The organism is Diaphorobacter sp. HDW4B (genome assembly GCF_011305535.1).
Classification (GTDB): domain Bacteria; phylum Pseudomonadota; class Gammaproteobacteria; order Burkholderiales; family Burkholderiaceae_C; genus Diaphorobacter_A.
This window is the reverse complement of record NZ_CP049906.1, coordinates 73,371-95,006: the sequence shown is the minus strand read 5'-3', so window position 1 is coordinate 95,006 and position 21,636 is coordinate 73,371. Positions and strand designations below refer to the sequence as shown.

Sequence of the window (21,636 nt, the reverse complement as noted above, 5' to 3'; positions counted from 1 at the left end):
GGCTGTGAGATGTCGGCTTGCCAGTTGTCACCAAGCAGCCGCGAGATGCGCCCATTCGGACGCCGAGTGCGTTCAGCGACCGGGAAGGTGAAGCCGCTTCATGTCGAAACCCCTCGTTCAACAGCCGCAGGAAGTGGAAGACACGGTAGTGCAGGCCACACCTTGGCAGCAGTTTTCCGTGAGATAGGCCAGCAAGTCATTCATGACAGCGAACTCGGCTCGGTAGACCACGTTGCGTCCTTGCCGCTCCTGATTGATCAGTTGCGCATGGGAGAGCTCCTTGAGGTGAAACGACAACGCGTTGGGTGCGATCCCCAATTGCTCTGCCAATGCACTGGGAATCAGACCATCCGGCCCCGCCACCACCAACGCCCGAAAGACGCGTAGACGAGCCTCATGGGCCAGAGCGGAGAGGGAGCGGATGACGTTGGCTTCTTGCATATATCAATAATACAGCAATTGTTGAATTGCGAGCGAGCTAACCCCGTTTTTCCAGATCTCTCAAACCACTGCGGCGCTGAACGACTCGGGCCGCCGTGCAAGCAGTTGAGACAGCCGTTGAAGCCCCGCCTGCAAGTGTCCACGGTCCTTGGTGCTGCCCAAGGAGATGCGAATGGCATTCACGGATCCGCCGTCGGTGGCGAATGCCTCCGCCGGCGTGACGGCGATGCCCTCGCTGTCGGCTGCACGCGCAAGCTGTATGGAGTTCCAATATCCCGGCAATTCGAGCCATACATGCAGGCCGTCGCCAGCTCCGCTGTACCGCCCCGCCAGAACGTCCTTGGCCATCCGGTGGCGTAGACGCGCCTCCTTGCGTACGCCTTCCATCAATCCGTCTGCCGAACCATCGAGGATCCACTGCGTGGCCAGTGCGGCCGTCAGAGGAGCGACCATCAGCGCAAAGGACCTCAGTGCGACCAGAAAACGTTCGCGTTCGTGCGGGTCACGTATGAGCACAAAGGCGACGCGCAAACCGGGCGTCAGGCATTTCGACAGGGTCGAGATGTAGTACACCTGTTCAGGAGCAAACGTGGCAATCGGCGGCGGCGGTGCATCGGCAAGCAGCCAGTAGGGATCGTCCTCGACGATGCGTACCTTGCAGCGCTTGGCGATGCTGGCGAGCTCCTTGCGCCGGCGTTCTGTCATGGTGACGGCGGTCGGGTTCTGCAATGTCGGATTGAGATAGACCAGTCCAGGTTGGTGCTGACGGCATGCTTGCTCAAGACTTTCGGGCATCATCCCGTGCTTGTCCGCTTCCACCGCAATGATGCGCCGACCGAATTGAGTCCCTGCGGCACGCAAGCCGGGATAACTTGTCGGTTCTGTCAGGATCGCATCGCCAGGCTCCGTCAGCGCAAGGATCAATGCCGCGATCGCCGCTTGCGCACCCGGACAGACAACCACCTGCCCTGAATCCAGATGTCCAAACATCGGTGCCAGCCATTTGGCTCCCGCCTTGCGGTCAGAGTCGCTCCCTCCGCCCAAGTGGTAAGTCATCAGCAGTTCAGTGTCTGCCCTCATCAATACCTGAGACAAACCCTGCTTCAACATGTCGTCGAAGTCCACGCCCTCCGGCGGCGGTGGGGTATTCATGCTCAGATCGAGGATCGAGGTCAATTCGACTTTCGGCGCCGCCACATAAGTGCCACGAGCGCCCCGTCCCTCCAGCAAGTGGCGGCGTCTGGCTTCGTCATACGCGCGTGTGATCGTCGTCAGGTCCACATCCAACTGCGCTGCCAGCCAGCGTTGCGGAGGCAGGCGGTCACCTGGTTTCAGCGATCCGTCTGCGACCGCCGCCTGCAAGGCATCCGCAATCTGCAAAAAACGCGGCCCGCCCCGCATGACCAATCGCGGCAACCAGATGGGCGAACCTTCATCTTGCATGGATTTTGATTGGGGCATTTTGTCTTCATGTATGGAAATTGTTTTAAATTAGTATGTCCCAGAACGTGTGGCAACACCATCCCTGTATGGCAGCCGCTGACGTTTTCGCCTCTCTCGTCCGGGAGGCTGTGTTTCTCACAACAGACCGTGTCAAGCCATAGGCTGGAAATTCTCAAAATGATCGATTGGGTCCCTGTAGTCTTCGTTGCGTTCAAGGCGCTCATCTTCGGCACCTGCATGTTCTTCGCCATCAAGTGGCATTACGACCAAGGCAAGAAGGGCGCGGACAAGCGCGCGCTGCTGCGCACGATTGGCAAGGTGGTTGCCGCCTTCATGCTGGCGCTGGTGGTGGTGTTGCTCTTCACCTTCGGCCTTGCCAAGACGCTCGGCATGGACTTGAGCCTGCCTTGATGGGAGAGGCTGCTCAGCGGATATGCAGGAATGCGATGAACCATGCATTCGCCGGACGACCGTAACTTGTCACTTCATCGAAGATGGCCATCAGCCTCGGGGGCTGTTGCAGGTGATCTTTGGCTCCAGGCATTCGCCAAATACTGGATAGAAACCCATATACCATGAGGGTTCCAGGCCCACCCGAGCACCTTTTCCCACTCAGTCATGAAGTTTGGTTACACCATTATTTATGTTCCCGACGTCGCCGCATCCTTGTCTTTCTTTGAGGTTGCATTCGGATTTTCCAGACGGTTCTTGCACGAGTCTGGCACCTACGGTGAATTGGAAACGGGGGCAACAACGCTTGCCTTCGCAGCCGACGAATTGGCCGCAATGAACTTCAAGATAGGGCATGTTTCCGCCTCTTCTTCCCCGGCTCCGCTCGGTATGGAGGTGGCACTAGTGACAGACGAAGTGCAGGCAGCCCATACGCATGCGCTTGCTTGCGGAGCAATCGAATTGGCCCCTCCTGTTACCAAGCCATGGGGCCAAGTAGTCTCCTATATTCGCTGTCCCGATGGAACATTGGTCGAGCTTTGTTCGCCAATGCATTGACCGGTTGAATCCGCAGCCGGGAGCGCCAGTCGCAGGGCGACTCCAAACCGACACCTGATCGATTGCCGCAGAGTTTCCACTCAACGAGCAACCATGCTCACGAGTCTGTCCAACAAGCTTTCGATCCATGCGCCAGAAGCATCTTCAGACATCAGCTCGATTGAGACTGGGTGGATCAGACCCCAGAAGATGGGTGCCAAAGGCTCGCAGCAGCTTGTCCAGCAGTGCAGGTTTCACGGGCTTGACGTCTGGTGCGTTGGCCATGACAAGGAGCGGCATTTTTTCCGCTGCCGGAATTGCCGGAGCTTTTCGTTGATCGATTTGAGCAACGTGGGAGTCGTGGTTGCAGTCTCTCGGCCGTTCGTCAGGCCGACAATTCCCATGGAAGTGCGAATGAACCTTCGTTGTATTCGATTCGCGCCACGCGGATGCCGAAAGCCTTCATCAGGTTCTCGTTGGTACAGGCATTCAGAGGGGCGGCATCCGCCAGCTTGAATCCCTGGTGGAGGATGACGATGCGGCTGCAGTAACGCATGGCCAAGGTCAGATCGTGCAGCACAACGGCTACCGCAGTGCCTGTTTGCGCTTGCGTGGAGAGCAACTGCATGATGCGCAACTGGTGCGCGGGATCGAGTGCCGAAAGGGGTTCGTCCGCAAGCAGGACCGGCGCTTGCACCGCGAGGGCTCGAGCAAGCAGCACGCGAGCACGTTCGCCGCCGGACAGCGTCAACACGTTGCGATGTTTCAGATGGTCGATATCAGCCTGCCGCATGACTTCATGGACGATGGATTGACCGTCCGGCCCGTGCGTGCGGCCATGTGGAATGAGTCCAAGCGCCACGACTTTGTCCACGCGCTGGCTCCAATGCAGTTGGTTGCCTTGCGCGACATAGGCGATGCTTTGAGCGCGTGCCTTGGGTGAAAGCGTCAGGATTGGGTCGCCGGCAAATGTGACGTCGCCAGCAACGGGTTTGTACAGGCCCATCAACGCCTTGAGCAAGCTGGATTTGCCCGCGCCGTTGCTGCCGATGATGCCTACCAGTTCACCGGGCGACAGCTGAAAATCGACATGGTTCAACACCGTGCGTTGCTCAAGTTGCACGCACAGTTGCCGACAGGCCAGTTGGCCGGGCAGCTTTGTTGGCTTTGTTTCATTCTCCATGTTCATTCCCTTTGCGCCGCAGAATCAGGGCCAGAAAAAACGGGGCTCCGACCAGTGATGTGAGCACGCCGAGCTTGAGCTCCTGACCGCTGTTGTAGAGAAACCGAACGCCCAGATCGGCCAGCAGCAACAGGACAGCCCCTGCCAGTGCGGATACGGGGAGCAGGCGTGCGGGGTCGCCTTGCATGGATCGGCGCATCAGATGCGGCGCAACCAAGCCGATGAAGCCGATGCTGCCGGACACGGAAACCGATGCACCTACGGCGAGTGCTGCGCCAAGCAGAATCTTCATGCGCAGTCTTCCCAGATTCACGCCCATCGAATGCGCTGTGTCTTCGCCCAGAGCCAACGCGCGCAGCGCCGTGCCGCAACTGAGCAGAACACCGCAGCCAAGCACCATGAAGGGCAGGGCGAGCAGCAAGTCCTGATGGCTGCGATCGGCCAGCGAGCCCATCATCCAGAACACGATTTCGCTCATGGCCAGCGGATTGGATGACCAGTTCAGAATCAGCGAGATCAAGGCACCGCACAGCGAGGAGACCGCAACACCGCCCAGAATCAAGGTGGTGCGGTGGGTGGTGCTGCCCGCCAGCGCAAAGACAAAAGCACAGGCAAGTGCGGTGCCGGCAAACCCGGACAACGGGAGCGCCAGATAGAAGGCATTGGCAAAGCCGGTATAGAGCGCGAGCACCGCGCCCAATGCAGCCCCGCTTGAGACGCCAAGCAGACCCGGCTCCGCGAGCGGGTTTCTCAACAGACCTTGCATGGCCGCCCCGGTCAGACCCAGCGTCGCGCCAACGGCTACGCACAGGATGGTTCTTGGCAGACGAATGTCGAGCAAGATGCGTTGCGGCACGAGGTCTCCGGCCAGTGCGCCTTGCACGAGTCGTAGCGGGCCGATGTCCACATAGCCGACGAACAGGGACAGTCCTGTCAGCAGCATCAGAAGTGCGATCAGAGTGCAGACGATCCAGACGAGTCGGCTTGCAGGCGCGAAGTCCTGCATGACGGTCGCAGCGGTGTGGGGCTGGAGGACACTGCCATGCAGGTGCGCAAGACCGGCTGTTGTGTGAACGGCATGGGTCTCGTTGGCAGGCAAGGTAAAGCTGCCGCTCTGGGCTTGAGGCGTGGATGGAGATCGCATCATGGTGCTTGGGATTGCGTGCGCACAAGCGCTGCGGCGTCGAGATTCCAGATGCCTCCGCAAACGGTATCTCGGGACGCGAGAACAATGGATTGGGCGCCCAACGCGGCAATGGCGGGATGGGTCAGCATGCGATTGCCTTGGGTCGGAGTGTCCGGCTTGTAGTCGCTGGCGTTGATGATGCCGGGTCTCTGCTCGATCAGACGTTCCATCGGAAGCACGCCGTAGCCTTTGACGCCGGCACGCTTTGCACCATTGATCAGACCGGCTGCTTCGTAGATGGAGTCATACAGCGTATTGCTGCCTGCCGTGTAGCCCCCCGAGCGGTATTGCATGATGACCTCGTCGTTCGGCAACGCACTTGCACGCAGCTGATCCAGTCTTGCATCAAACTGGCGGATCAGTTCTTCCCCGCGTGCTTGCTCGCCAACGGCTTTGGCGACGGCACGCATTTCCGCGCGCACTTCCTCAAAGCTGTTGGCACCCGGAATGGCCACCACAGGAATGCCGAAACGCCGGAGCATGGCGTTGGTGTGCCGGGTGGTGTAGGTGCCGACCAGCACCAGATCCGGTTGGAGTGCGAGCACTTCTTCCGCGTTTCCTCGCACCGTGTGCATGCCGCGCGCGAGTGGGCTCAGGGCCGAGCTGCGGGTGTCCTGGCTCAGAAACGAGAGGGCGGCGATGCGCTCGTGCGGCACCAGTTGAAGCAGGATCTGATCGGTGCAGAGATTGAGCGAGACGATGCGCTGCGGACGCTCTGGCTGTGGCGACGCGTCCGCAAACGCAAGCAGCGCAACGAATGTGCTGGCAGCAGCCAGCACGCGAGTCATCAATCGCCGCATGCAAACCCGCGACCGCTGCGATCCTTCGGGTCCGCTGGCAGGTCAAGATAGGTTTCGCGCAGCCAATCCCACATGGCAAGGCGCGACCAGTCCGGCGCATCGGCCATCTGCTGCTCGGGCGTGAGAAACGGATTGGGCAGAAACACCGTCATCTGCTGCTGTCCCGCGTTGTTGAACATGCGCAGCCCCCAGGACTTGGGCGCACCATCACGCCCGAGAACGCGGTACAGTTCTGCGCGACCTGTGCGGCGCATGAACGCATCCTGCTCCTCCGCGCCGCTGAAATGTCCGATGCAGATATGGAAATGCCATGCACCGAAATCCACGGTGAGATAACCGTCCAGCACGCTCACCTTGGTGGGCTCGTTGGGGGCTCGGATTTCCCAGGCCGCGCCAGGAATAAGCATGCCGAAAACGATGTCCTTCCAGTATTTCTGAAAGACATCCTTGCTCAGCATCCACAGCGTGTCTTCGTCGCATGGCAATGGCCATGCCTGCACGCGGCCCATGCCGGGTTCGTCGTATTCGACAGGGTCGCGGGAAGTGGTGATGGTGTTCATAGACGAGGGCCTCGTTCTTTGGTGTTGAAAAAAAGCCTGCGCCACAAAGTGGCGTGGCGCAGGCAACCCTTGGAGATCAGAATCGGTAGTCGAGACCCACCACGCCATAGAAGCCCATGGGCTTGTAGCCCAGACCTTCCTGCACTTTGGTGTCGAACAGATTTTCGAGACGCGTGTAGAGACTCAGGTGTTGATTGACGGCGTAGCGCGCCGACAGATCAAAGCGCACATAGCCCGGAATCCAGTCCACGCCGGTCCAGTCGTAGCGCTTGTTGGTCATGAAGGCAGAGAAATCGACGCTGAGCGGTCCGCTGGAATAGCCCACACCTGCGTTGCCCTTGTTGCGAGCGACCTGCACGGTGCGCGCGAAGTCCTTGCCCTTTTTCTTGGTGTCGGAGTCGGTGTATGTGTAGTTGGCCTTCAATTGCCAGGATGAGTTGATGCGATATGCACCACTCAACTCCAGGCCCTGCGTGCGCAGTTCGTCGCCGTTGGCGTACTGGCCGTAGCCGCCGTAGGTATTGCGCGGATTGGGAATGCTGCTGTCATACAGAATCGCATCATTCACCTTGGCATGCCATACCATGGCCTCCCAGTTCACGCCCAGATCTGCCAATGCCTGACGAACACCGAACTCCACGGTGCGACCGCTTTCTGGCTTGAGGTTCGTGCTGCCGTAGGTCGGGTTGTAGAGCTGAGACAGGTTGGGCGCGGCGTAGCTGGTGGCGAAGTTGCTGAAGATCGTGGCATTGCCGATCTTCTGGTTGATGCCGACACTGCCCGTGGTTTTGTTGCCCCATACGTCATACCGATCATGGCGCACACCAGCCGCGAGAACCGGTCCTGCACTGCCGCTCTGGTACTCACCGTTGGCATAGAGCGACTTGCGTTTGTTCTTGCCAGTCAAATCGCCATAGATACCCCATTGGCGCGCATTGCCTTCATACAGTTCGAAGCCACCCAGCAGCTTGTAGCCACTGCCTGCGTAGCGCAGCGAGTAGTTCAGTTGCTTGGTTTGATCCTTGTAGTCGGCCGTTCCGGGTTGGCCGTTGTCTTTGAACGGGACCTGGTCTCCACGACTGTGGTAGTTGGCGTAGTCGAGCGAGAAGTTGTCCCAGGGCGCGGTCACGTAGCCCAGCAATCCGTTGTTGGGATTGCCATTGCTGCGGCGGGTCTGCGTCCAGCCCAGATCCAGGCGCTGGCTCAGATTGTCGGCCAGACGATGCTCGATGTAGGCGCTTGCGGTTTCCGACTTGCGGTCGTTGAACGCATCGGGGTCGGGCATCTGCATGCTCCAGTAGGCCGGTCCATTCGGGCCGTAGGTGACCTCCTTGAGCTGTGCGGAGCGGAAGCGGTTCTTGTTGTGCGATACGGCAAAGCCGACATCGATGTCCTTGTTCTTGTAGTCTGCAGACGCTTGCAGAGTGGTGTCGCGCGTGCCTTCGTATCGCAACAGGCCATCGCTGTCGGTGTGCGATGCGAACAGCGATGTACTGAGCTTGCCATCGCCCATCTCGAACTGCTGCTGCAGCGAAGCCTTGGCCTTTTTCCAACCGAGCGAGCCGCCTTCGATAGAGATCGAGCGACGTGGCTCCGTCGTGCCGCGCTTGGTCGTGATCGAGATGACGCCTGCCGTGGCATTAGAGCCATACAGCACGGTTTGCGGACCACGCAGCACCTCGATGCGCGAGATCGACGACGGATCCAGTTGGCTGAGCAAGTTGCCCACATCGCCGGAGCTTGGCAGGTTCATGGTCACACCATCGACGACGATCAGCACGTTGGCAGAACCAAAGCCGCGCATCTTGATGTAGTTGAACTGGCCCGGACCACCGACCTGTTTGAACTCCACGCCCGGCACGCTGCGCAGGATTTCGGTGACATCGGTATAGCCGCTGCGCTCGATCTGCTCCTGCTCGATGATGGTGGCCGCTTGCGTCAGCGTGAACAGATCCTTGTCGAGCTTGGATGCTTCGACAGTGACTTCAGACAGGCCTCGGGCTGCAGATGCCACGGTGGTGGCGTCTGCTTGCGCTGAGGCACCAAGGTGAGCGAACACAGGAAGCAAGCCCAATGTGCTTGCGCGGATGATTTTGGATTTCATGGGTGGACAAGTCAGTGGCTTGCCGCAACCAGAGCGGACTCTCGCGCGCAGCGTTGCGCCGCAGCCGTGCATCGCGAAGACGCCAGCCGCTGCGAAGAAACGCGAGCGCAAGAAGAAGAGTCACCCACTGCAAGTGGTGATGCTCCGGAGCAGCAAACATAAACAACAAAACGAAAAAACGCTTGGGTTTACGCTACTGAACGGAACTTGCCGTCCACCCAGAGCCCTCGCTCGATGGCACAGTAACGAATCGCACCGGCAGGTCTCCTGGCTCACACCGTCTTGGTCGCCATCCACACCTTCCCACCTTGCGGACAAGGCAGTGGTTTCAAGTGGAAGACTCGGTGCTTACAGTTGCGAGGACAGCCACGTATTTTCAACGTGTTCCCTTTTTCATCCCGGGGATGGGAGCGCAGTGCTGGGGTGGATTGTAACCATGCTTATCGAGATCGGGAATATTTCTCACGGGCCCCATCCAAATGGACACCTCGATAAGGTGCTTCCATTCCGAGCGGCGGGTGCATTTTTGTCATTCAAGATGTAATTGATGGAAATAATTACTTACACTTTGTATTGTTGACGGATTCATTGCGTCCGTTGGCTTCACGTCTTCAACCTCCCAAGCAATCTGCACTCGGCCTGGCTTGGTCGGGCAGGTTGCTTTGGACGCTCCATACAAGGTTCCGTTTTGCGCCATCTCTCCCTTGCGATCCCTGTTTTGATTAGTGCTGTTCTGGTCGGCTGCGCCTCGGGCCCGACGCACAAGAAGCTGCAATCCACGACTGTTCCGGTGATTCCGACCTTCATCCGAGGTGACGTCATGTCATCACCCGACCTCATTACGAGCGTCACGGTCAGCAACTCGTCCGAGAATCATTCCATCGCTCAAGGTACCGGAGAAATCTATGCCCGCGGACGACTTGCTTCGTCGCCGTCCTATGGCGAGGGTGAATTCAAGGCCACACGATTGGGTGACGTGGCCACTGTCAGCAAAAATGGCCGCGACACTGTCTTGACCGAAAAGAATGGCGCAAAGTCTGCTTACCGCTTCATCTTTTCCTACTGGTGGTGCCCCGTGGGTCAGGGCTTCACACGTGAGGCCTGTCACTTCATCGAGAGTTACAAGGGTTTGAGTGACTATATGAAGTATCGAACGGTCGATGAGATGCGACGCGCCGAAAAGCAGGTCTCCACCTATTACCAGACCATCAGTTGGGTTGCTGCCGGTGACGTGGTGGTCAACAGCATTCAGCGTCAGCAACAGGAAGCCGAGGCGCAGGAACGCTATAGAGTGGAAGCCAAGGCCGCAAAGGAACTGCAGGAACGGCGCGATCGCGAAGCCCGTCAGAAAGCGGTATATGAGGCGGAGTTGCAGCAGGCCAAGCTGCGCGATGAATTGCGGATGGCGGGGATCCAGAATGCACCACGCGGAACCCAACGCTCCTGCTCTGCCCACTACCAGCTGAACTAGGATTCCATTGTGAAATGCGGTAACGATACCCTGCCAGTGCGGCTGTATCTCAACAACGGCTGGAAGGTGATCCAACAACAACCCGGCAACAACAACCAAGTCCTGTTCCTGGTGGAGAAAAAGTGATTTTTGAGGCGTAGTTATTCAAGGGGCAGGTGATGTCATTCATCAGTGTCCTGTGCACTGGTTCTGTATTGAAGCGGAGGACTGGGCTGATTGCATATGGACTGGGTTTCGCCGCGCTAGCGAGGTGTTCTAGAGGAGAAATACGGTTCTCGCCACGGCCGCCAAGTAGCGTAGCAAGGCAGTTGATGCCAGCACGCTGTAGGGTGCATGCGTCAGAATGCAGGTTGAACGATCTCCATATGCTTCTGAGGACCTTATGGCAAAGAAAACACCCGAGCAGAAAGCTGCAGAAGAGCGTCGCTACATTGCCGCATCCGGCGCGGCTAATGCGCAGGAGCTGGAGCCGTTTCTGACGGATCCCAATCAGTCCATCAGGGCAGTTGCCGTCATGAATCCCGATGCAGACGCCGACATTCTGGATCGCTTTGCGAATGACCGATTCTGGGGCGTGCGGATGGAGGTGGTGCACAACGCCAATGTCAGCCTTGCCACACTGCGCAGGTTGCTGGAGCGCGATGTGCCCAAGCGTGGAGTGATACACCATGCAGCCCGCAAAAAGCTGGAAGAACGCGGCGTGGTGTTCGGTGCCAATGGGATGCCGCTGGATATGGCCTAGTGCAACGCCAAGGGTTCCGGTACGCCTCTCCGGCGCCATTCGCTCCGATCAGGCCCCGGCCTTGATGTTCGCGTCGCGAATCACTTGCGCATAGCGATCAACCTCCATTCGGAGCAGCTTTTGAAATTGCGCCGGTGTCCCGCCAAAACCGTCCACGCCCAAGTGCGCGGTTTTCTTCTTGAGTGCCTGGTCGTGAACGATCTCATTCATGTGTTTGTTCAATGTCGCCACGATCTGTGGTGGCACACCTTTGGGCGCGATCATGCCGTGCCAGGCGACCACGTCGTAGCCGGGCACGCCCGCTTCTGCCACTGTGGGGATGTCCGGAAAGGCACTTAGCCGATGAGGCGTGCCCACAGCCAGCGCGCGCAGCTTGCCCGCAGCCACATGCTGCATGATGGCCTCGGTGCCGCCGAACATCATGTCCACCGTGCCTGCGAGCAAATCGGCCAGGCCCGGCCCGGTGCCGCGATAAGGAATGTGTTTGGCTTTGACGTTGGCTAGCCCGAGCATGTACTCGGTGACGACTTGCAGGTGCCCGCCCTGACCGCTTGACGCATACGATATTTCTCCCGGCTTGGCTCGCATCATCTCGATCAGTTCGGCGAGATTCTTCGCGGGTGATTTGGCGTTGACTGCGAGCACATAGCCGCTCTCGGTGAGCTGGATGATGGGCGTGATGTCCTGCACCGGGTCATAGTCGAGCTTGTAGAGACTTGGGTTGACCACATAGCTGCCGGAAATCACCAACAGCGTGTAGCCATCGGCAGCTGATTTGAGTGCCAGATTCGTGCCGATGGTGGAAGCCGCACCGGGCTTGTTTTCCACGATCACGGGTTGCCCGATTCTTTCGGCCAGCGCTGTGCTGTAGACCCGCGCGGAAAAATCGGTGCCGCCACCGGGCGCAAACGGAACGATGATGCGGATCGGCTTGTCGGGATAGGCCTTCGTCTGAGCCATCGAGTTGCCGGAGAAAACCCCGCCCGCAACCGCCGCAGTGGCACCGATGAATTCGCGTCTGTTGATCGCCATGTGTTGCTCCTTGCATGCCTTGTCGTTGTCTTCGCAAAGCACTTTTTGTGAATGGATTCGTTGCCCGGAATCAAATTCTGGAGATGCAGGAGGGGGTTCACAAATTGCAGGTCTCAATCCATTTATTCACCAGCGCAATGACTGGTCGGAGCGTGGGTCTCCGATCGATCTGGAGCGCAAACGACAAAGCCCGCGATGGGTGGATCGCGGGCTTCATTCGGGTTGCCGAAGGGTGCGGCGTGACGGCGACGGTGGATACGTTATGCGCGGCCGTCCACGAGCTTGATCATCACCGGGTGGTAGTTTTGCGAGAAGCCAGCGGCCTGTGTTTTCTTCAGCAGATCGCAGGTGTATTGCGCGATATGCGGCTTGAAGCCAGAGGCGTCAGCCAGCGCAATCGCGAGCAGACCATCCTTGAGCGCGTAGTCGACCGGGAAGACCTTCTCGGGGAAGTTGTCCGGCACCATGTACTTCATGCCGTGATTGCGCAGGACAAAGCTGTCGGCTGATCCCTTGGACAGAGCCTCGAACAGCGCTTTGCTTTCGATGCCCGCGCGGCGACCGATGGTCAACACTTCGGACAAGGCATTCACCGTCATCAGCACGGTGATGTTGTTGAGAATCTTGAGGATCTGCCCGCAGCCCGTGTCGCCGCAATGCAGCACATCGCTGCCCATGTGCGAGAGCAGGGGCAGCAGTTGCTGGAACTGCTCCGGCGTGGCGCCCACGGTGATGAACAGCGTGCCGTTGACGGCGGCTTCCTTGGTACGGGCAACGGGGGCGTCCACGTATTCAATGCCTGCGGCGTTGACTTTCGCCGCGAGCGCGCGGGTGCCGGCCACGTCGCTGGTGCTCATGTCCACGATCATGCGGGGCTTCACAGGCGCATTCAGCAGCACTGTCGCAACGACTTCCACTTGCTTGATCGATGGCAGCGAGAGAAACACCACGTCGGATTGCGCGGCGACGGCTTCGATGGATTCTGCCGCCTTCGCGCCTTGAGCTGCGAGCCGCTGAATGGGTTCGGAGGACTGGTCAAAAATCGTGACGGGCAGGCCCGACTTGCGCAGCAGGTTGGCGCACATGGGCTCGCCCATGACGCCCAGCCCGATGAAGCCGAGCTTCTGGATGGGGGTGTTCATTGTGGATGTCTCCTGGAGGGGTTGTTCGGTCATTCTTCGATGCGGATCTTCGCGCTGGCCACCAGCTCTTTGTACATGCTGGTCTCGCGCTGTATGAAGGTCGAGAATTCCGTGAGCGATGACGCGACCGGCTGAAAGAACATCGACGAGAATTTGCTGACCACCGCAGGTGCCTGCATGGCGGTGCGCACTTCCGCGTTGATGCGCGCGACCGCTGCGGATGGCGTGCCCGTGGGAGCCCAGAAGCCGTACCAGCTTGGCATGTCGAAGCCGCTGAAGCCGCTCTCGGCCACGGTGGGCAGATCGGGCAGGTCAGGCAATCGCTTGGCAGTGGTGACGGCCAGCGCCTTGAGGCGACCGCCCTTGACCTGCGGGTAGGCCGATGCCATGGGCTCGATCATCGCCTGGACATGTCCGCCGATCAGATCGTTGAGCGCGGGACCGCCGCCCTTGTAGGGAACGATGGGCATCTTCACCTGCGCTTTGGAGGCGAGAAGTTCGGCAGCCAGATGGCCTGCAGCACCATAGGCGGCGGTCGCCCATTGCACTTCGCCGGGACGCTTGCGTGCATCGTCCAGCATGTCCTTCAGGCTGTTGTAGGGGCTGGATGCGGACACCAGCACCAACTGCGGCAGCGCGCCGACGTAGGTGATGGGTGCGAAGTCCTTGTCCTGGTCATAAGTGGTGGCCGTCATGATCAACGGGTTCACCACCTGCAGCGATGCGTTCAGCAAGATTGTGTAGCCGTCCGGCGCTGCCCGCTTGACCGATTGCGCGCCCAGCACGCTGTTGGCGCCGGGCCGGTTCTCGATTACCACGGGTTGGTTGAGCTGTTGCTGCAACTGTGGTGCGAGTGTGCGTGCGACGGTGTCCACCGAACCTCCGGGCGGGAAGGGCACGATGAGCTTGATCGGTTTGTTCGGATAGTCCGCTGCGTTGGCAAGACCAAACGGCGCGGCGACGGTGCCTGCCGCAGCCAGCAGCAGCAGCGAGCGGCGGCGCAGTGACGGCGGCGTGTCATGGATGTTCATGGTTGTCCCCTGTGATGGTTGGTGTCAGTTCTTGATGGCGAACGGATCACGCTCGGCGTTCGAAAAATCGATCATCACGTTGCGCGTCGTCAGGTATTCGTGCAGACCCACTTCGCCACGCTCACGGCCAATGCCCGATTCCTTGAAGCCACCAAACGGTGCTTGGGCGGCCAGCGCGCGGTAGGTATTCACCCAGACGCTGCCCGCCTGCATTTGGCGGCTCACGCGCATGACGCGGTTGATGTCGCGCGACCAGATGCCTGCGGCCAAGCCGTAGCGGCTGTCGTTGGCCATGGCGATGGCTTGCTCTTCGGTGTCGAACGGAATCACGGCCAGCACCGGGCCGAAGATTTCTTCCTGCGCCAGTTCGCTGTCGTTGCGCACATCGGCAAACACCGTGGGTTCGATGAAGTAGCCCTTGTCGAGACCCGGACCGGTGGCGCGTTTGCCGCCGGTCACCAATCGCGCACCGACGGCTTGCGCACGCTCGATGGATCCCAGAATGCGCTTGAACTGCGGCTCGTTGGCGACCGTGCCCATTTCGGTGGCGGGATCGAGAGGATCGCCCATGCGGATCTGCGCCGCGCGTTCGGCCACACCGGCGAGCACCTGTTCGTACACGCCGCGCTGCACCAGCAGGCGCGAGCCCGCCACGCAGGTCTGGCCGGTGGCACCGAAGATGCCCGCCAGCGCACCGATCACCGCCTTGCCGATGTCGGCATCGTCAAAGATGATGTTGGGCGACTTGCCGCCCAGCTCCAGCGTCACGGGAATCAGACGACGCCCTGCGGCGGCGGCGATCTCGCGGCCCACACCGGGACTGCCGGTGAAGCTCACGCGCGAGATGCCCTTGGCGTTCACCAAGGCCTGGCCGACCTGCGCGCCGCCCGTCACCACGTTGAAGACACCTGCGGGAAAACCAGCCTCCTGTACGAGCGCGGCAAATTCCAGCGTCGATGCCGATGCGTGTTCCGAAGGTTTCACCACCACGCAGTTGCCCGCAGCCAGCGCAGGCGCAAGCTTGTTGGCCAGCAGCGAAAGCGGGGAGTTCCAGGCGGTGATCAAGCCGACGACGCCGTAGGGCTCGTACATCACGTAGTCGAGTGTGTCCGGTTGATCCAGTGGAATGTGCTGGCCGTACAGCTTGTCTGCGTAGCCCGCAAAGAATCGCAACTGGCGGCCGACCCATTTCATCTGCGAGGAGGTCTCGCGGATCACCTTGCCGTTGTCGGTGGTCTCGATGATGGACATGCGCTCGGCCTGCGATTCGATCAGCCCGGCCAGTTTGTTCATCAGCGCTGCACGGGCCACGCCCGAGGTCTTGCGCCAGACGTTCTGGTAGGCCTGCTCTGCGGCGGACACCGCGCGCTCGACATCGACCGCATCAGCGTCTGGAATGTGTGCCCAGACTTCGCCTGTATAGGGGTTCACGCTGGGCATGGTGCGTGCGTTGGCGGGCGCGACGTATTGGCCGTCAATGAAGAGTTGGTACTGCTTGGTCACTGTGTCTCCGGTTCGGGTTTGTTATGTGATTCGTTTTGCGAGAGTGAAAAGCGCGCGCACATCGTCATCACGATGGGTTAGAAAGTAAATTGGGAGTAGCGCAGCTTTTCACTTCTTTACCGTCTCAAGAGGGCTTGGCTCCCAGCATGCCGGACAGCCTCTTGGCCGCGCCCAGCAAGGCTTGCGGGACGTCGCCCTCCCAATCGGGAGTCAGTCGATCCGCCGCGCAAGTGGTGGACAGCACGATCGCCATGTCGCCGTTGGCATCGAACACCGGCGCGCTGAAGGCGTTCACCGTGATCTGGTGGCGATCCGAGGGAGCCTTGCCTACCGAGCGGGCCAGACCGTGCTTGCGCGCATCTGCGAGCCGGGCTTCGAAATCGGCCAGATCCAGGTTGCCGGAGGTGCGCCGAATGGCCAGTTCTTCATCGACCGAGCGCCTCACCTGCTCGGTGTTCATGAACGCGGTGAATGCCATGCCGGTTGCGGACTGGGTGAGGTTCACCACCACGCCGGTCTGCAGATTGGGGCTGACCGGATTTTTGGATGGTTCCCATCGCACCAGAGTGGGTCCATGGTTGCCCCAGACGGCGATGCCCAGCGTGCGCTGGCCGATCTCTTCGCAGATTTCCGGCAGCGCGGCGCTTGCCAGACGAACGGCCTGGATGGTTGACAGGTTGGCGGGCTGCGCATCCTGGCTCACGTGCCCGCCAAGGTCATGTGCGAACGTGACCATGTAGCGACCCTGACCGAACGCCAGCGGGTTGCGGGTGGAGCGCTCCATGTGCTCGATCATGCCGATGAAGATGGTGTGATCGCCGCCGGGATAGGCCGCCACCTTGCGGCATTGAAGATGGGCCGCGCTGCCGTCGATGACGGGCAGACCGCCAATGCCCGGGCTCACCTTCACGCCTGCGAACTTGTCCACGCCGGACTTCGCGAACTGGTTGGCGATCGGGATCTGGTCGTCGGCCATGATGTTGACCACGAAGCGATCGGCGTCGCGAAACGCCGGATGGCTGCTTGATGTATTGGCTTGGCTCCACAGGATGAGTGGCGGATCGAGCGACACCGAGCTGAACGAATTGGCTGTCACGCCGAACGGGTTGCCTCCCGCATCGATGGTGGTCACCACGGTCACGCCGGTGGGGAAGGCTCCCAGCACTTGGCGCAGATGTTTGCTGTCGAAATTCATGCAGTCTCCTGGACCTCTGCTTTGATGATGGTCAAAGTTTGAGACGCGTCGGGCCGCAGAACAAATCGCGAGCTTCAATTGATTCATAAGCGCCAGCAATGAATGCCCGCCACCGGCATTTATTCGGCTGGTCAATAAGTCCATCAGAGTCCGGAAATTGCCGCCTCGGGTCCTTGTGCGAATACTTCCCATCGTGCGCCGCGTTGGCGCTCCAAGTCACCACACGACAACTCAAGGAAGACAAACGCCCATGTCCAAAACACCACGCCAAATGTCGCTCATCGCCTTCATGCAGGCGCAGAACTGCACCAACTACGCGGGCTCGTGGAGGCACCCTGACAGCATGACGGACTCGCTCAGTCCCGAGTACTACCAGCGCGTGGCGCGCACGCTGGAAGAGGGCAAGTTCGACATGGCCTTTTTCGACGACCGGCTTGCCATTCCCGACATCTACGGCAACAGCCACCGCGATACCGTCAAGTACGGTGTGCGTGCCACCAAGCTGGAGCCCACCGCCGTGCTGATGGCGATGGCGATGGCGACTTCGCGCTTGGGGCTGGGTGCCACTTACTCGACCACTTACTACGAGCCTTATCACGTGGCGCGGCTTTATGCGACTTTGGATCTGATGACCAAAGGCCGTGTAGCGTGGAACGTGGTCACTTCGATGAACGACTCTGAAGCCGCCAACTTCGGCCACGAAGAGCATCTGGAGCACGATCTGCGCTACGACCGCGCCGACGAGTTTATGGAAGTCGTGATGGGGCATTGGGACACTTGGGCCGACGACGCCATCATCAACGACAAGGCCTCCGAGATCTATGCGGATCCCGACAAAGTGCGCCGACTCGACCATCAAGGCACGTATTTCAAATCGCGCGGACCGCTGTCAGTGCCGCGCTCGCGGCAGGGCAATCCGGTGATTCTGCAGGCGGGACAAAGCGGTCGCGGGCTGACGTTTGCCGCGCGCTGGGCCGAAGTCGTCTTCTGCAAGTATCCGACGCTTGAAGGCGGCAAGAAGCAGTACAAGGGTCTGAAGGACGCCGTGGCGAATGCGGGCCGCGATCCGTCACTGCTGCGCATTGCACCGGAGCTCAAAATCATCGTGGGCGAAACGGAAAGCATCGCCAAGGAAAAGCGCGACCTGATCGCCAGCCTGTCGCGTCCCATCGACGGGCTGACGATGATCGGCGAGACGCTGAACATCGACTTCTCCAACCGTCCTTACGACCAACCATTCACAGATGAGGAGTTGGCCGCCGTGTCCTGGCAGAGCCTGCGCGACAAGGTCATTCAGGTCAGTGGCAAGAAGAACCCCTCGGTGCGCGACTTTGTGGAAGCCTCTGGTCGCGGCACGCTCAACGACGGTCCGTGCTTTGTGGGCACCCCCACTCAGGTGGCCGATCAGATGCAGGAATGGTTCGAGAACGCCTGCGACGGCTTTGTGCTCTCGGGCACTACTGTGCCGGGCACGTACGAGGACATCGTGCGTCTGGTGATTCCCGAGCTGCAACGCCGTGGCATCTTCCGCAAGGAATATCCGGGCACGACGCTGCGCGACACGCTGGGTCTGCGTCGTCCTAACGCTGGCGACTGGAAGAAGGGCGCGCAATGAGCCAGACAAATCACGAGGTGCGGATGATGTCCGCGAGCGGCATTCTGGGCTACGGCTTTCCGGAGGCCTCGCTGAACGCGGCGCTGGAGCGCAAGCCGCACATGATCGGCGTGGACGGCGGCAGCTCCGATCCGGGGCCGCATTATCTGGGCTCGGGAAAGACGCTGAATTCACGTCTGGCGATGAAGCGCGATCTGTCGCTGCTGCTGCGCGGGGCCATCAAGAACGGCATTCCGATGATGGTGGGCACCTGCGGCGGCGCGGGCGGAGAGCCGCATCTGCAGATCTGTGCCGACATCATTCGCGAAGTGGCCAAGGAACACGGCTTGAGCTTCAAGATGGCGCTGATCCATGCCGAGCAGGACAAGGGCTTTCTGCTGGAGCAGTTGAACGCAGGCAAGCTCCGTCCTCTTGGCAATGCGCCGCAACTCAGGGCGCAGGACATCGAGGGGGCAGAGCGCATTGTCGGCATGATGGGCCCCGAGCCTTATCGCCGTGCTTTGGCCGAAGGTGCGCAGGTGATTCTGGGTGGTCGGGGCACCGACCCTGCACCGTGGGTGGCACTGGCCATGCACCATGGCGTGCCGGAAGCGCCGGCCTGGTATGCGGGCAAGATGCTGGAATGCGCCTGCAATGCGGCGATTCCCAAGAAGCATGATTGCCTGCTCGTGACCGTGGGCGAGGACTTTGTGCAGGCCGAGCCGCTCAATCCCGAACTGCGTTGCACACCCATGTCGGTGGCGGTGCAGGCGCTGCATGAAAACGCGAGTCCCGTGATTCGCTACGAGCCCGGCGGCGTGGTGCACAGCGAGCACTGCAGCATCACGGCGGTGACGGACAGGGTGGTGCGCATCACCGGCATGCAGTGGAAGCCCGCACCCTACACCATCAAGCTCGAAGGCGCGCGGCGCGTGGGCTTCAGCGCATTCACGATTGCTGCGACGCGCGATCCCGGGCTCATCGGGCAGATCGACAGTTTTCTGGATTTCGTGCGTGAATCGACTGCCACCAAGGTCAAGGCACTGGGTCTGTCCACGGACGACTACCAGCTCGTGCTGCGTGTTTACGGACGCGATGGTGTGATGGGTGCGTGGGAGCCATCGAAGGATGCCAAGCCCATCGAGGTCTCGTTGATCGCCGAGGTGGTCGCAACGACGCAGGAGATTGCCAATGCGGCGCTGTCGCTGGCGCGCGTGACGCTGCTGCATTCGGACTTTCCCGGCCGCATGTGCCGCGAAGGCAATATGGCGTTTCCGTTCTCGCCGTCCGATGTGGAGCGCGGTGCCATCTACGAATTCATGCTCCAGCATGTCATCGAGATCGACGACCCTTTGACCATGTTCCCCATTGACTACGAAACCGTAGGAGCCGCCGCATGACGCGCCTGAAAGACATTGCCAAGGCTTGCAAGAGCAAGAATGCAGGACCGTTTCACATCACGCTGGACATCATGTTCGACGATCCCAAGCTGTTCGAGCGCGTGCGCGCCACGGGCGTGATCCGTGCTGAGCTGATCGCGCAGTTGTACGGTGTGCCTGCCGAATCGGTGCAGTTCACCGAATACCCGCCCGCGTTGGCGTGGAAGGCCACCATCGCGCGGCGAATTCCATCTGGCGCGATAGGAGATACGGATATCTACGGCGCGCAGCAGCATGCACCATTGCTGGACATCGAGGTTCCGATCCAAGCTAGCTAGTCAGAGACAAAATAGAAATGGCAAACCACACTACCAGCGCGAACAACGCGCCAGCGGAAAACATCGCACAGCAGCTCGCCGATTTCGCGGTCGGCGTGAAAGCATCCGATCTGCCCAAGCCCGTCTGGGACAAATCGGTGCACCACATCATCGACTCGATCGGCATCGGTTTTGCTTCCCACCATTTCCCGTTTGCGGCCCCGGGCCTGAAAGGCATCGCGGTGGCGGGTGGGTCGGGCGAGGCCAGCGTCGTCGGTTGCGCGCTCAAACTCTCCGCACGCGATGCGGCCATGGCCAATGCCTACCTCATGCATGGCCTGGATTTTGACGACACGCATCCGGGCGGCATCGTGCATCCGACGGTTGCCTGCCTTCCCGCCGCCATGGCGCTCGCCGAGGTGCAAGACCAGACCTGGGGCGAACTGATTGCGGCCTATGTCAGCGGCATGGAGACCTGCATCCGCCTGGGGCTGGCGGTCAAAGGCGGCTTTCACCACGCGGGCTTTCATGCGACCGGGCTGCTTTCGCATTTCAGTGCGGCGGTGGTGGCGGGCAAGCTGCTGGGGCTGAACGCAGCGGAGATCGTGGGGGCGCAAGGCATTGCGGCGAGCACGTCTGCCAGCGTGCAGGTGTTCCTTGAAGATGGTGCATGGACCAAGCGCCTGCATCCGGGGCTGGGTGCGTCGGCTGGCATCACCGCAGCGCATCTGGTGCAGAACGGTTTCAAGGCGCCGCTTCGTCCCTACGAGGGTCGGTTCGGCTTCTTCGAAACCCATATGCAAGCCCATGTGGGCGATGTGAACTATGCCGCCATCGTGGACGGGCTCGGCCGCGACTGGGCCTTGCTCGACACCGCCATCAAACCTTACCCCGTGTGCCACTTCATCCATGGTGCCGCCGAAGCCGCACTGCGACTGCATGAACAAGTCAAAGACAAGAGCCGCATCGTCCGCATCACCTGCGAGCTGCCTGCGCCGACGCTGCCCATCGTGGCTGAACCGGCTGCTGCCAAGGTGGTGCCGCGCTCGGATTACGAAGCCAAGTTCAGTGCGCAATTCGTGGTGGCTGCTTGTCTGCTCAAGGGTCGATTCGGATTGGCCGAGCTGGAGGACGATGCGCTCAAGGATGAAGCCACCCTGGCGTTGGCCCGGCGCGTGACCTGCATCGAAGAGCGCGATTCGCCCTTCCCGCTACATTTCTCGGGAGCGGTGACGATCGAGCTGGATTCCGGAGAGACGCTTGCCTGCCGCATTCCCGTCAATCTGGGCAGCGGAGTGCGAGCGCTCACGCGCGAGGACATCGTCACCAAATTCCACGGCACGGCCGGCATCGTCCTGTCCAAGGAGCGCGCGACGCAGGTGGTGCACGCGCTGCTGGATGCCAAGCCCGAAACGCCCGCCCGAAAGATGGTGGAAATGCTGCGCACTTGACGCACGAAAAGGCTGCTTGATATATCCTCTGTAATCAATATTGACGGGTCTTTTGATCTATCCCAATTGCTGGGA

General features: G+C 60.3%; 20 protein-coding genes and 1 riboswitch. Of the genes, 8 read left to right on the top strand and 12 right to left on the bottom strand.

Annotation, left to right across the window (positions count from 1 at the left end; translation table 11 throughout):
- Window positions 1-117 precede the first annotated feature (117 nt).
- Entirely contained in the window at window positions 118-441 is a 324-nt protein-coding gene (locus tag G7048_RS25285; RefSeq protein WP_166071247.1) for a helix-turn-helix transcriptional regulator, read from the bottom strand.
- 60 nt (window positions 442-501) lie between these two features.
- Window positions 502-1,884, bottom strand: coding sequence for a PLP-dependent aminotransferase family protein (locus G7048_RS25280; RefSeq protein ID WP_166071818.1), 1,383 nt, complete (start codon window positions 1,882-1,884; stop codon window positions 502-504).
- 177 nt (window positions 1,885-2,061) lie between these two features.
- On the opposite strand from G7048_RS25280, the gene G7048_RS25275 reads away from it, so the two are divergent.
- Complete coding sequence (locus G7048_RS25275) at window positions 2,062-2,295, top strand: hypothetical protein (protein ID WP_166071246.1); 234 nt, start codon at window positions 2,062-2,064, stop codon at window positions 2,293-2,295.
- Window positions 2,296-2,502: 207 nt separating this feature from the next.
- Window positions 2,503-2,892 (top strand): VOC family protein, encoded by a 390-nt coding sequence (locus tag G7048_RS25270; RefSeq protein ID WP_166071245.1) that lies wholly within the window; start codon window positions 2,503-2,505, stop codon window positions 2,890-2,892.
- 364 nt (window positions 2,893-3,256) lie between these two features.
- On the opposite strand, the gene G7048_RS25265 is transcribed toward G7048_RS25270, so the two are convergent.
- The 5 genes from G7048_RS25265 to G7048_RS25245 form a co-directional block, all read right to left on the bottom strand.
- Window positions 3,257-4,054 (bottom strand): ABC transporter ATP-binding protein, encoded by a 798-nt coding sequence (locus G7048_RS25265; protein WP_166071244.1) that lies wholly within the window; start codon window positions 4,052-4,054, stop codon window positions 3,257-3,259.
- Window positions 4,044-5,060, bottom strand: coding sequence for an iron ABC transporter permease (locus G7048_RS25260; protein WP_166071817.1), 1,017 nt, complete (start codon window positions 5,058-5,060; stop codon window positions 4,044-4,046). The genes G7048_RS25265 and G7048_RS25260 overlap by 11 nt, the downstream gene beginning before the upstream one ends.
- A 137-nt stretch (window positions 5,061-5,197) precedes the next feature.
- On the bottom strand, window positions 5,198-6,028 hold the full coding sequence (locus G7048_RS25255) for an ABC transporter substrate-binding protein (protein WP_166071243.1): 831 nt from the start codon (window positions 6,026-6,028) through the stop codon (window positions 5,198-5,200).
- Window positions 6,028-6,600 (bottom strand): hypothetical protein, encoded by a 573-nt coding sequence (locus G7048_RS25250; protein WP_205750432.1) that lies wholly within the window; start codon window positions 6,598-6,600, stop codon window positions 6,028-6,030. The genes G7048_RS25255 and G7048_RS25250 overlap by 1 nt, the downstream gene beginning before the upstream one ends.
- A 76-nt stretch (window positions 6,601-6,676) precedes the next feature.
- Window positions 6,677-8,704 carry a TonB-dependent siderophore receptor gene (locus G7048_RS25245; protein WP_166071242.1) on the bottom strand — a complete coding sequence of 676 codons (2,028 nt, stop codon included), beginning with the start codon at window positions 8,702-8,704 and terminating at the stop codon, window positions 6,677-6,679.
- 239 nt (window positions 8,705-8,943) lie between these two features.
- Window positions 8,944-9,136: riboswitch (cobalamin riboswitch) on the bottom strand.
- Window positions 9,137-9,392: 256 nt separating this feature from the next.
- Here G7048_RS25245 and G7048_RS25240 point away from each other — a divergent pair.
- Together G7048_RS25240 and G7048_RS25235 are read left to right on the top strand one after the other, a co-directional pair.
- Window positions 9,393-10,175: a hypothetical protein gene (locus G7048_RS25240; protein WP_166071241.1), complete on the top strand. Its 783-nt coding sequence runs from the start codon at window positions 9,393-9,395 to the stop codon at window positions 10,173-10,175.
- A 382-nt stretch (window positions 10,176-10,557) separates the two neighbouring features.
- Window positions 10,558-10,917 (top strand): hypothetical protein, encoded by a 360-nt coding sequence (locus tag G7048_RS25235; protein ID WP_166071240.1) that lies wholly within the window; start codon window positions 10,558-10,560, stop codon window positions 10,915-10,917.
- A gap of 48 nt (window positions 10,918-10,965) precedes the next feature.
- On the opposite strand, the gene G7048_RS25230 is transcribed toward G7048_RS25235, so the two are convergent.
- The 5 genes from G7048_RS25230 to G7048_RS25210 all read right to left on the bottom strand — a co-directional run bounded on the left by G7048_RS25230 (window position 10,966) and on the right by G7048_RS25210 (window position 16,820).
- The gene (locus G7048_RS25230; RefSeq protein ID WP_166071239.1) at window positions 10,966-11,949 is read right to left on the bottom strand and encodes a tripartite tricarboxylate transporter substrate binding protein; all 984 of its coding nucleotides are present in this window, start codon (window positions 11,947-11,949) and stop codon (window positions 10,966-10,968) included.
- A gap of 260 nt (window positions 11,950-12,209) precedes the next feature.
- On the bottom strand, window positions 12,210-13,091 hold the full coding sequence (locus G7048_RS25225) for an NAD(P)-dependent oxidoreductase (RefSeq protein ID WP_166071238.1): 882 nt from the start codon (window positions 13,089-13,091) through the stop codon (window positions 12,210-12,212).
- Between the two features lie 29 nt (window positions 13,092-13,120).
- A complete protein-coding gene (locus G7048_RS25220) occupies window positions 13,121-14,122 on the bottom strand; it encodes a tripartite tricarboxylate transporter substrate binding protein (protein WP_166071237.1) in 1,002 nt (333 codons plus the stop codon).
- Window positions 14,123-14,146: 24 nt separating this feature from the next.
- Window positions 14,147-15,625 carry an aldehyde dehydrogenase gene (locus G7048_RS25215; RefSeq protein WP_166071236.1) on the bottom strand — a complete coding sequence of 493 codons (1,479 nt, stop codon included), beginning with the start codon at window positions 15,623-15,625 and terminating at the stop codon, window positions 14,147-14,149.
- A 124-nt stretch (window positions 15,626-15,749) separates the two neighbouring features.
- Window positions 15,750-16,820 carry a flavin reductase gene (locus G7048_RS25210; RefSeq protein WP_166071235.1) on the bottom strand — a complete coding sequence of 357 codons (1,071 nt, stop codon included), beginning with the start codon at window positions 16,818-16,820 and terminating at the stop codon, window positions 15,750-15,752.
- 250 nt (window positions 16,821-17,070) lie between these two features.
- Between G7048_RS25210 and G7048_RS25205 the strand changes: the two genes are divergently transcribed.
- Genes G7048_RS25205 through G7048_RS25190 form a run of 4 tightly spaced genes read left to right on the top strand, consistent with a single transcriptional unit; the run spans window position 17,071 to window position 21,561 of the window.
- Window positions 17,071-18,435, top strand: a complete 1,365-nt coding sequence (locus tag G7048_RS25205; RefSeq protein ID WP_166071234.1) for an LLM class flavin-dependent oxidoreductase — start codon at window positions 17,071-17,073, stop codon at window positions 18,433-18,435.
- Window positions 18,432-19,814, top strand: coding sequence for an acyclic terpene utilization AtuA family protein (locus G7048_RS25200; protein WP_240933405.1), 1,383 nt, complete (start codon window positions 18,432-18,434; stop codon window positions 19,812-19,814). Before G7048_RS25205 ends, G7048_RS25200 begins: the two co-directional genes overlap by 4 nt.
- On the top strand, window positions 19,811-20,131 hold the full coding sequence (locus G7048_RS25195) for a DUF4387 domain-containing protein (RefSeq protein ID WP_166071233.1): 321 nt from the start codon (window positions 19,811-19,813) through the stop codon (window positions 20,129-20,131). The genes G7048_RS25200 and G7048_RS25195 overlap by 4 nt, the downstream gene beginning before the upstream one ends.
- A 17-nt stretch (window positions 20,132-20,148) precedes the next feature.
- Window positions 20,149-21,561, top strand: a complete 1,413-nt coding sequence (locus G7048_RS25190; protein ID WP_166071232.1) for an MmgE/PrpD family protein — start codon at window positions 20,149-20,151, stop codon at window positions 21,559-21,561.
- Window positions 21,562-21,636 lie beyond the last annotated feature (75 nt).

Coding starts and splice junctions, on each gene's coding strand:
- G7048_RS25270 (WP_166071245.1), top strand. CDS start 2,503: ATGAAGTTTGGTTACACCATTATTTATGTTCCCGACGTCGCCGCATCC.
- G7048_RS25200 (WP_240933405.1), top strand. CDS start 18,432: ATGAGCCAGACAAATCACGAGGTGCGGATGATGTCCGCGAGCGGCATT.
- G7048_RS25265 (WP_166071244.1), bottom strand. CDS start 4,054: ATGGAGAATGAAACAAAGCCAACAAAGCTGCCCGGCCAACTGGCCTGT.
- G7048_RS25280 (WP_166071818.1), bottom strand. CDS start 1,884: ATGCAAGATGAAGGTTCGCCCATCTGGTTGCCGCGATTGGTCATGCGG.
- G7048_RS25260 (WP_166071817.1), bottom strand. CDS start 5,060: ATGCAGGACTTCGCGCCTGCAAGCCGACTCGTCTGGATCGTCTGCACT.
- G7048_RS25205 (WP_166071234.1), top strand. CDS start 17,071: ATGTCCAAAACACCACGCCAAATGTCGCTCATCGCCTTCATGCAGGCG.
- G7048_RS25195 (WP_166071233.1), top strand. CDS start 19,811: ATGACGCGCCTGAAAGACATTGCCAAGGCTTGCAAGAGCAAGAATGCA.
- G7048_RS25285 (WP_166071247.1), bottom strand. CDS start 441: ATGCAAGAAGCCAACGTCATCCGCTCCCTCTCCGCTCTGGCCCATGAG.
- G7048_RS25245 (WP_166071242.1), bottom strand. CDS start 8,704: ATGAAATCCAAAATCATCCGCGCAAGCACATTGGGCTTGCTTCCTGTG.
- G7048_RS25220 (WP_166071237.1), bottom strand. CDS start 14,122: ATGAACATCCATGACACGCCGCCGTCACTGCGCCGCCGCTCGCTGCTG.
- G7048_RS25190 (WP_166071232.1), top strand. CDS start 20,149: ATGGCAAACCACACTACCAGCGCGAACAACGCGCCAGCGGAAAACATC.
- G7048_RS25255 (WP_166071243.1), bottom strand. CDS start 6,028: ATGACTCGCGTGCTGGCTGCTGCCAGCACATTCGTTGCGCTGCTTGCG.
- G7048_RS25250 (WP_205750432.1), bottom strand. CDS start 6,600: ATGAACACCATCACCACTTCCCGCGACCCTGTCGAATACGACGAACCC.
- G7048_RS25225 (WP_166071238.1), bottom strand. CDS start 13,091: ATGAACACCCCCATCCAGAAGCTCGGCTTCATCGGGCTGGGCGTCATG.
- G7048_RS25275 (WP_166071246.1), top strand. CDS start 2,062: ATGATCGATTGGGTCCCTGTAGTCTTCGTTGCGTTCAAGGCGCTCATC.
- G7048_RS25235 (WP_166071240.1), top strand. CDS start 10,558: ATGGCAAAGAAAACACCCGAGCAGAAAGCTGCAGAAGAGCGTCGCTAC.
- G7048_RS25210 (WP_166071235.1), bottom strand. CDS start 16,820: ATGAATTTCGACAGCAAACATCTGCGCCAAGTGCTGGGAGCCTTCCCC.
- G7048_RS25230 (WP_166071239.1), bottom strand. CDS start 11,949: ATGGCGATCAACAGACGCGAATTCATCGGTGCCACTGCGGCGGTTGCG.